The organism is Amycolatopsis sp. cg9 (assembly GCF_041346945.1).
GTDB lineage: Bacteria > Actinomycetota > Actinomycetes > Mycobacteriales > Pseudonocardiaceae > Amycolatopsis.
Genome location: NZ_CP166850.1, coordinates 8,330,539 through 8,342,574 on the forward strand (window position 1 = coordinate 8,330,539; position 12,036 = coordinate 8,342,574).

Annotated in this window: 6 protein-coding genes; 2 read left to right on the forward strand and 4 right to left on the reverse strand. The window is 74.2% G+C overall.

The genetic code is table 11. The features are described 5' to 3' along the window. Window positions 1-5: 5 nt before the first annotated feature. The 3 genes from AB5J73_RS38615 to AB5J73_RS38625 all read right to left on the reverse strand — a co-directional run bounded on the left by AB5J73_RS38615 (window position 6) and on the right by AB5J73_RS38625 (window position 9,179). Window positions 6-1,175 carry an FAD-dependent monooxygenase gene (locus AB5J73_RS38615; RefSeq protein ID WP_370963759.1) on the reverse strand — a complete coding sequence of 390 codons (1,170 nt, stop codon included), beginning with the start codon at window positions 1,173-1,175 and terminating at the stop codon, window positions 6-8. Continuing rightward, window positions 1,165-8,196 (reverse strand): amino acid adenylation domain-containing protein, encoded by a 7,032-nt coding sequence (locus AB5J73_RS38620; RefSeq protein ID WP_370963760.1) that lies wholly within the window; start codon window positions 8,194-8,196, stop codon window positions 1,165-1,167. Before AB5J73_RS38620 ends, AB5J73_RS38615 begins: the two co-directional genes overlap by 11 nt. Window positions 8,197-8,408: 212 nt before the next feature. Next, a complete protein-coding gene (locus tag AB5J73_RS38625; RefSeq protein WP_370963761.1) occupies window positions 8,409-9,179 on the reverse strand; it encodes an inositol monophosphatase in 771 nt (256 codons plus the stop codon). A 27-nt stretch (window positions 9,180-9,206) separates the two neighbouring features. On the opposite strand from AB5J73_RS38625, the gene AB5J73_RS38630 reads away from it, so the two are divergent. Further along, the gene (locus AB5J73_RS38630) at window positions 9,207-10,106 is read left to right on the forward strand and encodes a LysR family transcriptional regulator (protein WP_370963762.1); all 900 of its coding nucleotides are present in this window, start codon (window positions 9,207-9,209) and stop codon (window positions 10,104-10,106) included. Here the strand turns inward: AB5J73_RS38630 and AB5J73_RS38635 are convergent. After that, window positions 10,103-10,711, reverse strand: coding sequence for an NAD(P)-dependent oxidoreductase (locus AB5J73_RS38635; protein WP_370963763.1), 609 nt, complete (start codon window positions 10,709-10,711; stop codon window positions 10,103-10,105). The genes AB5J73_RS38630 and AB5J73_RS38635 overlap by 4 nt on opposite strands. Window positions 10,712-10,855: 144 nt before the next feature. Here AB5J73_RS38635 and AB5J73_RS38640 point away from each other — a divergent pair, with 144 nt between their 5' ends. Then, window positions 10,856-11,899 (forward strand): DUF2235 domain-containing protein, encoded by a 1,044-nt coding sequence (locus AB5J73_RS38640; RefSeq protein WP_370963764.1) that lies wholly within the window; start codon window positions 10,856-10,858, stop codon window positions 11,897-11,899. Window positions 11,900-12,036 lie beyond the last annotated feature (137 nt).

Consider the following 12,036-nt stretch of genomic DNA (forward strand, 5'->3'; position numbering starts at 1 on the left):
CTCCTTCAGACGAGGACACCGGGGAAGGTCAACAGGTCGCGCTGGCCGGCGACGAGGTCGTCGAACGATGTCCCGCGCAGCCGGTCGTCGCGCTCGCGCCGCAGCGCCGGGTCCTCCAGCTGCTCGCTTTCGCTCAAGGCGCGCGACGCCTCGACGACCATCCGGGTCCGGTCCCGCCGCTGGTCCTCGTAGCTGCGCAGCGCGGCGACCGGGTCGTCGATCCGCGCGAGGGTCGTGGCCAGGACGACGGCGTCCTCGACGGCCATCCCGGCGCCCTGGCCGAGGCTGGTCAGCATCGGGTGCGCCGCGTCGCCCAGCAGCGTCACCCGGCCTTCGCCCCACTTCTCGAGGAAGACGCGGTCGCGCGCGGGGACGGCGATGACGTTCTCGATCGGCGTCACCGCGATCGCGGCCGTGACTTCGTCCGCCCAGCCGTCGTAGAGCGCCAGCAGGTCTTCGCGGGTGCCGCGCCAGTCACGGGCTTCGGCCACCGGCAGGTTCTTGGTGCCCCACCAGTAGAAGTCGCCGCCGCCGATGTCGAGCAGGCCGAAGCGCTGGCCGCTCCCCCAGTAGTGCGCCACGGCGCCCTTCGGCAGCGCCGGGTGGCGGAACGGCGTGATGGCGAGCCAGCAGACGTAACCGGGCTCCAGCACCGCCTCGTCCGGCCCGGCGAACTGGCGCCGCACCACCGAGTTGAAGCCGTCCGCGCCCACGACGACGTCGCCGCGGGCGGTGCTGCCGTCGTCGAACTCGACCGTGGCGCCGTACACCCCGGACTCCACGCGGACCGCCCGCCTGCCCAGGAAGACCGGCACCCCACCGGCGGCTTCGCGCAGGGCCTCGTGCAGGGCGTTGCGGCCGATGCACACGCTCGGCGCGCCCAGCTCGTGGCCGACCTCGGGCATCGGCAGCCGCACGATCGGGCCGCCCTGGGCGTCCTTGATGTCGAACGCGGTGACGACTTCGCCGCGGCGGGCGAGGTCGAGGTCGATGCCGAGGGTGGCGAGCGCGCTGATGGCGTTGGTGATCATGCCGAGACCGGAGCCTTCGGCGCGCAACGTCGTGGCCCGCTCGTGCACTTCGACCTCGATGCCGCACCGCTTCAGCGCGGCCGCGAGGGCGAGGCCGCCGATGCCGGCCCCGAGCACGATGACCTTCAGGTGTTCAGCTGGCATGGGACTGCGCCTCCTGGCCGTGGATCAGTTCGCTGACGACGCGGGCGAGCCGCGCGACCCGGGGTTCTTCCATGATCGTGAGGTGGTCGCCCGGGGTGGTGACGACTTCGACGGTGCCGCCGGTGAGCGCGCCCCAGCCGTTGTCCGGCAGGTGGTGCAGGCTGCCCGCCGCGCCGTGCATCGCTTCCAGCACCTGGGGCAGCGGCTCTTCCGCGCGGACGAGGACGACGTCCTGGCCGGTCTCCGGCGGCCGGTACGCGAGAGTGGCCTGCCAGTTGGCGCGGTAGAGCCGGAACAGCCGCCGGATCACCGCGGCCGAGCTGCCCGCCGGCAGCACGCCCAGTTCCGCGGCGCGCCGCGCGATGTGCTCGAACCGGTCGTCGAGCGACACGACGTGCGCGGGCAGCCCTTCGAGCGGCGAGGCACCGCCGCGCTCGAGCCACAGCAGCTCCCAGAAGAACCAGCCGAGCAGCGCCTCGTCGGTGTAGCTCTCCCGCAGCAGCGGGTTGACGGCCACCGTGTCGAGCAGGATCGGCCGGTCCACCGCTTCCCCGGCGGCCCCCAGCCGCCGGGCCAGCTCGAACGCGACGAACCCGCCGAAGGACCACCCGGCGATCGTGTACGGACCGTGCGGCTGCACCGTGCGGATCTCCGCGAGGTAGCTCCCGACCAGGTCCTCCACAGTGGACAGCGGGGTGCTGCCCGCCTCCGCGCCGGCCGCCTGCAGGGCGTAGACCGGCAGGTCGTCCGGCAGGTGCTTCGCGAGGGGGACGTAGCAGAGCACGTTGCCGCCCATCGGGTGCACGATGAACAGCGGCCGCCCGCTGCCGTGCGGCTTCAGCGGGACGAGCGCCGAGAACACCGGCTTCGCCGCCCCCAGCCGCCGGGCGAGCGTCGCCACGGTGGGCGCGGCCAGCAGGGCCGACGGCGCCAGCTCGGTGCCGAACCGCTGTTCCAGCGTCACCACGACCCGCATGGCGACGAGCGATGTCATACCGAGGTCGAAGACGTTGGCGTGCACGCCGATCGCGGGCAGCCCGAGCAGGTCCGCGACCAGCTCGGCGAGCACGCGTTCGCGGTCGTCGCGCGGCGGCGTGGTGTCGTGGGTGGCGGCCACTTCCAGCGGCAGCGCGCGCAGGGCCGCGTCGTCGCGTTTGCCGCTGGGCGTGCGCGGCAGGTCCGGCAGCCATTGGAAGTGCGTCGGCACCAGGTGCTCCGGCAGCGTCTCGCGCAACGCCGCGCGCAGCTCGCCCGCGCCGGCGGGGGCGCCGGTCAGGAAGGCGACCAGCTCGTTGTCCCCGCCCGGGTGCCGGGGCCGGACGACGACGGCGACTTCGCCGGGCCCGCGGGCGAGGTCGCCCAGTGCCAGTTCCGCTTCCGCCGGTTCGACCCGGAAACCGCGCACCTTGGCCTGGTCGTCGGAGCGGCCGGTGCAGACGATCGAGCCGTCCGGGAGCGCGTAACCGAGATCGCCGGTGCGGTAGAGGCGGCCGGATCCGGTGTCCCGGAAGCGTTCCGCGGTGAGGTCGGCGCGGCCGAGGTAGCCGTCCGCGAGGCACGTGCCGGCCGCGTACAGCTCGCCTGTGACGCCGGGCGGGACCCGCCGGAGGTCCGCGTCGAGGACGTGCAGGGCGGCGCCGTCGATCGGCCTGCCGATGGGTGGCAGGTCCGGGAAGTGTTCCGGCGGCCCGGTGAGCGTGTGGTGGGTGACGACGTGGGTCTCGGTGGGGCCGTACTGGTTTTCCAGCAGCACCCCCGGCACCGCGGCGCACAGCCGCCGGATCTCGTCGGTGATCCGGAGCTGCTCCCCCGACGAGATGACGACCCGGAGGTCCTCGGGGAACGAACCCGTGGCCACGGCGGCCGAGGCGAGCTGCTGGAGCGCGACGTACGGCAGGAACACCCGCTCGACGCGGTGGGTACGCATGAGCCGCAGCACCGCCGCCGGGTCGCCCCGGTCCGGGACCAGGCAGAGCGTCCCGCCGAAGCAGAGCGTCGCGAAGATCTCCTGGAACGACACGTCGAAGCTGAGCGGCGCGTACTGGAGGGTGACCGCGGCGCGGCCGCTGGCGGTCCGGTCCTGCCAGGCGACCAGGTTGGCCAGGGCCCGGTGCGGCATGGCGACGCCCTTGGGCTGCCCGGTCGAGCCGGAGGTGAACAGGACGTACGCGGTGGTTTCCGGGGTGACGACCCCGCGGGGCGGCGCACCCGCCGGCCGCAGCAGCTCGGCCGCGGCGACGGTCCGCCGGGTGGGCAGCGCCGGGTGGGAACCGACGACCAGCTCCGGGTCCGCGTGCTCGACGAGGTGGGCCAGCCGCCGCGGCGGGTAGCCGGTGTCGAGCGGCAGCACCGCCGCGCCCGCCTTGAGCACGCCGAGCAGGACCGCGATCGTCTCCGGGTCCCGCCCGGCCGCGACCCCGACGATCGAACCGGCCCGCACGCCGCGCCGCCGCAGGTTCGCGGCAACCGCGTCCGCGGCCGCGCCCAGCTTGCCGTACGTCCACTGCGTTTCCCCGGTGAGCGCGAGCGCGGCCGGGTGGTCCGCGACGCACCGGTCGAACCGCGCGACGACGTCGGCGTGGTGCGCCGCCGGGACGGCCTGAGGTGGCGGCGCGGTGAGGAAGCCCAGGCCGGCGGGATCGTCGGGCCGGTCGAGCAGTTCGGTCAGGACGCGCACGTAGTGGTCGCCGTACAGGCGGAGCTGCGCGGCGGTGACCGTGGTGCCGTTGCCGTCCACGCGCAGCCACAGGTGGTCGTCGGCCGGGTCGGTGACCACGTTGACGAGCAGCTCGAAGTTGGTCTGCTCGTAGGTGTCGAACGCCAGCAGGTCCACGCCGGGGATCCGGACCGCTTCGCCGAGCTGCCGGAAGTGGACGTAGTTGAACGCCGTCACGGCGGGCGGGCGCCCGAGCCGGTCCTGGATGGCGCTGAGCGGGTAGCGGCGGTGCGCGTAGGCCGCCTTCTCCGCGAGGAACGCTTCGCGGATGACGCCGGACCAGCTGCGCCCGCCCGCGCTCACCCGCAGCGGCAGGGTGTTGAGGAAGAGCCCGGCGACGCCGTCGTGGGTGCGGCCGTGCGTGACGACACCGGTCGTGACGTCGGGGTTGCCGGAGAACAGGCCCAGCGTGAGGCAGTGCGCGGCGAAGAGGACGGACTTCACCGAGAGGGCGCGTTCGCGGGCGAAGTCCCGGACCCGTGCGCCCAGCTCGGGGGCCAGGTCCGCGCGGTGCGACGTCGCACGGGCGCCGCGCGGTTCGTGCGGGCCGAACCCGCCGATCGAGGAGGCCTCGCTCCCGTCGAGGGTGCCGTGCCAGAAGTCGGCGCTCTCGGCCGAAGCCAGCGCGTGCCGTTCTTCGCGGAGGTACGCCGCCGCCGAGGGCATGGGCAGGTCCGGCACCGGCGCGGCGCGCAGGCCGAGGCCGTGCGCGTAGCCGCGCAGCAGCTCGCTCACCAGCGTGGCGACGCTGCCGCCGTCGAGCAGGGCGTGGTGGAAGCTGAACACCAGGTCCAGGCCGTCGTCGCGGACGTGCGCCCGGAACAGGTACAGCGGCGGGGTCCCGAAGTCGTAGTCGTGGTGGCGGCGCCGCTCGATGTGGGCCAGCACTTCGGCTTCGGCCACCGGGCGGGCGGTGCCGCGGAGGTCGGCGACCTCCAGCGCGCCGGGCACGGCGTGGTGCACGACCTGCAGCGGCTCGGCGTACTCGCCGGGGTGGAAGCTCGTCCGCAGCGCGGGGTGGCGCCGGGCGAGCCGGGTGACCGCCTTCCGGAACTCCGGCTCGTCCCAGGCCACCCGCAGGCGGTACCGGAAGACGTCCTTGTAGACGGTGGAGCCGGCCTCCCGGCTGTGGTAGATCAGGCCCTGCTGCAGCCGGGTCAGCGGGTAGGCGTCCTCGACGTCGCCCAGCCGGACGCGGTCCACGGCGGACACCAGCCCGAGCCGCGGCGGCGCGATCTCCTCCGCTCCGGCGGTTTCGACGTGCTCGGCGAGCCCGCCGACGGTCGGGTGGCGCACGAGATCGGCCAGCGCGAACCGGAGGCCGCCCTGCTCGGCGAGCGCGCGGATCCGCAGCATCAGCAGGGAATCGCCGCCGAGGGCGTAGTAGTCCTCGTCGGGTGACTCGGGGGTGCGGCCGAGCACTTCGCCCCAGATCCCGGCGAGCACGGCTTCCCGCGCGGTGAACGGGCGGGCCGCGCCGGTGCTGCCCGCCGCCGGTTCGGGCAGCGCGCGGCGGTCGGCTTTCCCGTTGGGGGTCAGGGGAATCCGGTCGAGCGGGACGAGGAACGCCGGGATCATGAACTCCGGCAGCTCGCGCGCCAGGTGCTCGCGCAGGCCGGTGCCGTCGCCGGTGTAGTAGCCGACGAGGTGGGTGCCCCGGGCGGCGGTCGTCCGGTCGACCACCACCGCGCCGGTGACCCCGGGCGCGCTCAGCAGGGCGCCGGCGACCTCGCCGGGTTCGACGCGGTTGCCGCGGATCTTGACCTGGTCGTCGAGCCGGCCGAGGTACTCGAGGTCGCCGCCGGGCAGCCAGCGCGCGAGGTCGCCGGTGCGGTAGAGCCGCCCTTCGCCGCCGAACGGGTCCGGCACGAACCGTTCGGCGGTCAGCCCGGGCCGCCCGAGGTAGCCGGCGGCGACCCCGGCTCCGCCGATGCACAGTTCGCCCGCGACGCCGAGGGGCTGCAACTCGCCGTGCGCGCCGACGACGTGGAGGCGCGTGTTGTCGATCGGGCGGCCGATCGGGACCCGCGCGACAGTGGTGCCCGCCGGGCAGTCGTAGGAGGTGACGTCGACCGTCGCCTCGGTCGGGCCGTACAGGTTCACCAGTTCCGGGCCGCCCCCGGCGACGCGGAACAGCCGGTTGAACCGCTCGACGTGCGCGGCGGGAAGCGCTTCCCCGCTGCAGAACACCCGTCGCAGCGACCCGGCGTCCGCTTCGGCGCCCTCGAGGAACGACCCGAGCATCGACGGGACGAAGTGCGCGACCGTGACGCCGTGCTCGGCGACCGCGGCCCGGATCGTCCGCGGGTCCTTCTCGCCGCCGGGCGGCAGCAGCGCGACCGCGGCGCCTTCGAGCGCCCACCAGAACAGCTCCCACACCGAGACGTCGAACGAAGTGGGCGTCTTCTGCAGCAGGACGTCGTGCTCGCCCAGCGGGTAGCGGCGTTGCATCCACGCCAGCCGGTTCACCACCGAGCGGTGGCGCACGAGGACACCCTTCGGGCGGCCGCTCGAGCCGGAAGTGTAGATGACGTAGGCGATGTCGGTGGCCGTGGCGCGCGCGCCGACCGGCGAGGCGTCCCCTTCGCGCAGGTCGCCGACCCGCCACACGGGCGTCCCGCCGAGCGGCGGCAGGGCGGTGCCGCCGGACACCAGCACGGCCGCGGGGCGGCTGTCCCCGACCAGGAACCGGATGCGCTCGGCGGGGTGGGCCGGGTCGACCGGCACGTACGCGGCGCCCGCCTTGATCACCCCGAAGAGCGCGGGCAGCAGGTCGGGCCCGCGCTCCAGCGCGACGACGACCCGGTCGCCCGGCCCCACACCCGCGGCGATCAGCTTGCGGGCGACCCGGTTCGCGGCGGCGTCCAGATCCGCGTAGCTCAGGCGGAAGTCCGGGCCGGTGACGGCGAGCCGGCCGGGGTGCCGGGCGGCCTGCTCCTCGAAGAGGCCGCTCAACGTGGCTTCGTCGCGGAACGGGACCTCCGGGCCCCGGCCGTACGCGTCGAGCAGCGCCCGCTCGGCGCCGGGCAGCATCGGCACCTCCGCCACCGGCCCGTCGGCACCGGCGATCCCGTTCTCCAGCAGGCAGCCGAACAGCGCGGCGACGCGCTCGCCGGGCAGCTCGGCGCCGAACACGTCCCGCGCGCAGTCGAGGGACACCTCGACGTCGTCCTGGCCCTCGACGGCCGTGACCAGGATGGACAGCGCGTCCTGCTCGTGGCACGGCGTCTCCATGACCGTGCGGTGCACCAGGTTCGTCCGCGGGCTGGGCAGCCGCAGGTAGCTGAGGGTGACGTCGTAGAGCTGCCGGGGCCGGCCGGGCAGCTCGCGCAGGATGTCCTCCAGCGGGGTGCGGCCGTGCCGCCGCAGTTCCCGGGTGGCCGCCTGGACGTCCGCCACCAGCGCGCGCACGGTGGTCCCGGCGGGGACCGCGACCCGCAGCGGCACGGTGTTGGTGAAACTCCCGACGGTCTCGAGGAATTCGTCGTCCCGGTTGAGCAGCGGGACGCCGAGGACGCCCTCCGCCGACCGGTGCACGCGCGAGAGGAAGACACCGGTCATGGCGGCGAGGTACGGGAAGATCGGCAGTCCGGCGGCGCGGACCCGGGCCACCCACTCCCCCGGCAGCCGGAAGGTGTGCCGCTCGTTGCCCGGCGCGGTCCCGGACTTCGCGAAGAGCACGGGAGTGGCCCCGGCGAGCGCGGCGCGGTGGAACGCCAGATCGTCGCGGAACTCCGCGGACTCCCGGTACCGGGCCGCCGCCGGCAGGCTCCGCCGGAACGGGCTCGGCGCGCGGCGGATCCGGGTAAGCCCTTTCAGCGCGTCGTCGTAGTCCTCGACGAGCTGGTTCGCCAGGACGGTGAAAGAGAAGCCGTCGGCGACGAGGTGGTGCACGACGACCTGGGCGTGCGCGATCCCCGGCCCTTCGACGAAGAGCGTCGCGCGCACCAGCGGACCACCTGGCGGGAAGGGGCGTTGCTGCTCTTCCCGCATCACCGCACCGGGATCCGCCGCGGCGGACAGGTCGGCCACGCGGACCTCCGGCCGGGCGGCTCCCTGGAAGTCCTGGTAGGGCACGCCTTCGACGTCGAAGAACACCGTGCGGAAGTTGTCGTGCCGCGCCAGCACCCGCGAGAACACCTTGGCCAGCAAGGGCAGGTCGAGCTCGCCTTCGAACCGCACCCGCAGCAGCAGGTTGTACTGCGCCGAGTCCTTGTTCAGCGCGACGGCCGCCCAGATCCCCGATTGGTACGGGGAAAGACCGTGCACGTCTTCGCTCGGGTGCGCCTGCTGGGCGTCGCGCATGCTGGTTCCTCCGTGCCGATCAGGGATTCGGGCGGCAGCGGACCGAGGCTAGGTCCCGCGCGCCGGGCACCTCCTCCTGTCGAATGCGGACGGTCCCCGAAGGTGAACATGGCACTGGCGCCCGTGTGAGATCAGCCCGCCCGGTCGTGAGTGGGAAACAGTGTTCTAGCCCTGTTTCTCACTCACGACCCGGACCACCCGCGCGGGCGGCGTCACCTCGTGAGGACCGCCAGGGCCGCGGCGTGGACCCCGGGTGCGGCGGCGAGGTAGCTCTCGCTCGTGAGGTCCCACGGCTTGCCGTCGAGGTCGGTCACCACCCCGCCCGCCTCCTGGACCAGCAGCACCCCGGCCGCGTGCGAGCGGACGTTGTCGAGCTGCCAGTGCAGGTCCATCCGGCCCGCGGCGACCTGGGCGAGCTGGTGGCCGACCGGCACGGAGATCCGCACGTACAGCGCCGCCTCCGACATCGCGGTGAACGACTTCCCCATGCGCTCGAAGAACCCGGCGTCGTGGCCGGGCTGCGCCTGGCCGGTCCCCGCCAGCGAGCCGTCGAGCGAAGTCTTGGCGGAGACCCGCAGCGGCACGCCGTTCAGGAACGCGCCACCGCCCTCGGCGGCGGTGAACAGCTCGTCGAGCACCGGGAAGTACAGCGCGGCCAGCACCGGGCGCCCGTCGCGGACGAGGCTGACCCCGATGTTCCAGTCGGGCATGCCGTGGACGGCGTTGACGTTGCCGCCGACCGGGTCGATCAGCCACCACTCGCCCGGGTCCAGCGGCCCGGAGCCGTGCTCGTCGTCGAGCCAGCGCGCCTCCGGCCGGAGCCGGGCCAGCGCCGGGCGCAGCACCTCGACGACCGCGGCGTCGTTGTCCTGCAGGTTCGCCAGCAACTCCGGCAGCCCGGGCGGCCGGGTCCCGGCGGCGTAGCGCTCGAGCATCCGGGCGCCCGCCTCGCGGACGGCGGCGGCGAGCGGTTCGTGGGTCATGGGTCCTCCTGTGGTTGTCTTGCGGTCGTGCAACTGGACTTGAACCTGCTCACGGTGTTCGACGCGCTGCTCGAAGAAGGCAGCGTGATGGGCGCGGCCGAGCGGCTGCACCTCTCGTCGCCGGCGGTGAGCCGCACGCTCGGGCGGCTGCGGAAGGTGACCGGTGACGACATCCTGGTCCGCACCGGCCACACGATGGCGCCGACGCCGTACGCGCTGGCGGTCCGGGAAGACGTGCACCGGCTGGTCCGGCAGGCCCACGACGTGCTGACGCCGGCGCGCGAGCTGGACCTGGCCGAACTGGACCGCACCTTCACGATCCAATGCCACGACGCGCTCGCCGCGTCCGTGGTCCCGGTGCTGGTCGGCCGGCTCCAGGACCGCGCCCCCGGCGTGCGGCTGCGGGTGCTGGCCGAGCACCCCGCCGACACCGACGACCTGCGGCACGGCCGCGTCGACCTCGAACTCGGCGGTGGCCGGCCGGAGCTGCCCGAGTTCCGGTCCGCGGTCGTCGGGCACGACTCGCTCGTCGTGGCGATGCGGCCGGGGCACCCGGGCGCCGACGCCCTCGACCTGCGCGCCTACGCCGCGCACCCGCACGTCGTGGTCTCCCGGCGCGGCCGGCTCACCGCGCCGATCGACGACGTCCTGGCCGCCGAAGGCCTGCAGCGCCGGGTGGTCGCGGCCGTGGCGACGCTGTCGACGGCCCTGCAGACGGCGGTGCGCGGCGACGTGCTGGTCACCTGCACCGCGGTCCTCGGCGGCCCGCTCATCGACGCGTTCGGGCTGATCACGCGTCCGCTGCCGGCGGCCGCCCCGGCGGCGCCGATCAGCAGCACCTGGCACCAGCGCTACGACTCCGACCCCGCGCACGCCTGGCTGCGCGAGCAGGTGTCGGCGTCCCTCGGCGAACTCGGCGCGGGCTAACCGGCCAGCGGCAGCGCGACCGCACCGGCGAAGCGCGGGCGCTCGGCCTCGTCGAGCATCGCCGCGGCGACGGTCGCCCGGCTGACCTTCGCCCCGAGGTCGAACGGGCGCGCCTCGGCCAGCCCGGCGGTGCGCCGCCCGGGGGCGGCCGGCCCGTCGGCGAGCATCCCGGCGTGGAAGACCGTGCCGCCGGCGGCGAGAACGGCGGTGTCGGCCGCGACCTTGTCCCCGAGCCGGTCGCCCAGGAACTGCTTGAGCACGCCGGCGCCTTCCCCGGCGGCTTCGGCGGACGGGCCGGTGCCGTACGCGCCCAGCCAGATGATCCGCGCCGGCCCGGCGGCGATCACGGCTTCGGCACCGGCCAGCAGCGTCCCGGCCCGGTCCGCGCCGAGTCCGGACAGGACCACGGAATCCGCGTCGACGACGGCGGCGATGCTCGCCGGGTCGGCCACGTCGGCCGCGGCCTTGCGCAGCCCGCCGCCGTCGGGGAGCGGGATGCGGGCGGGGTCGCGGGCGACGGCGGTGACGGTGTGTCCGCGCCGGAGCGCTTCGCGGGTGAGCTCGAGGCCGGTCCGGCCCGAGGCCGCGAGGACGGTGAGGTTCATGGCTTTCACGCTAGGGACGCGGGTAATTGACATCAAGTGCAAGTATCGCAAGCAATGCGTTACCGGGACGCAATCCGCGGTCACCGGCGTAACGGGCCACCGTCCGGGTGCGACTCACGCATGTCCGGCGCCGGGGAGGCAACGATGGCGAAACGACTGGTCGTCTGCTGTGACGGCACCTGGAACTCACTCACCCAGAAGGCGCCGACGAACGTCGTCAAGGTCAAGGACGCCGTCGCCCCGGTGGATCCGGCCGGGACGAAGCAGCTGGTGCACTACCACGAGGGCGTCGGGACCGGGAAGCGGTGGTGGGACCGGCTGGCCGGCGGCGCGTTCGGCTGGGGCCTGTCCGCCAACGTGCGGGACGCCTACCGGTTCGTCGTCGAGCACTACGAACCCGGCGACGAACTGTTCTTCTTCGGCTTCAGCCGCGGCGCCTACACCGCGCGCAGCGCAGTTGGCCTGATCCGCAACTGCGGGGTGCTGCTCCCCCGCCACGCGAGCCGCGTCGACGAGGCCTACCGCCTCTACCGGGACCGGGATCCGGCGACCGGCCCGGCGAGCCCCGCGGCGCGGGAGTTCCGGGACCGCTTCTCGCACCAGGACGTGACACCGGTCCGGTTCGTCGGCGTGTGGGACACCGTGGGCGCGCTGGGCATCCCGCTCAGCGGCGGCCGCCTGCTCAACCTGCTGAACCGGCGCTGGCAGTTCCACGACACGCAGCTGACGTCGACCGTGCAGTCGGCCTTCCAGGCGCTGGCCGTCGACGAGCACCGGAAGGCGTTCCGCCCGGCCGTCTGGCAGCCGTCGCCCGGCGCGGACAGCCAGGAGCGCGAACAGGTCTGGTTCTCCGGCGCGCACTCCGACGTCGGCGGCGGCTACCCCGAGCAGGGCCTCTCGGGCCTCGCCCTGCACTGGCTGGCGGCCCGGGCCGAGAAGTGCGGCCTGGTCTTCAGCCCGGACGCGTTCGCCGGCCTGCCGCCCGCGGACGACCTCGGCGTGCTGCACAACTCGCTCAACCGGCCGTACAAGTGGTTCGGCTCGATCGACCGCGAGATCGGCGTGGTGGACCCGCCGTCGGAGTCCGTCTCGTCGTGCGCGCGGTACCGCCATGAGAACATGCGGCCGCCCTACGCGCCCCCCAACCTCGTCAAGTACCTCGAGGCGCCGCGCATCACGGAGGTGTGAGCGCGCGACCTTGCCCGCCCGGGCCAGCGTTCGCGGATTTTCGGGCATCCGGGTAGCAGTGCCGACACGGAACGTTCAGGTGCTGTTATCTTGCTTGAAAGTTTGACGAAACGTCCGGCCTGGGCCCGGGAGGTCGT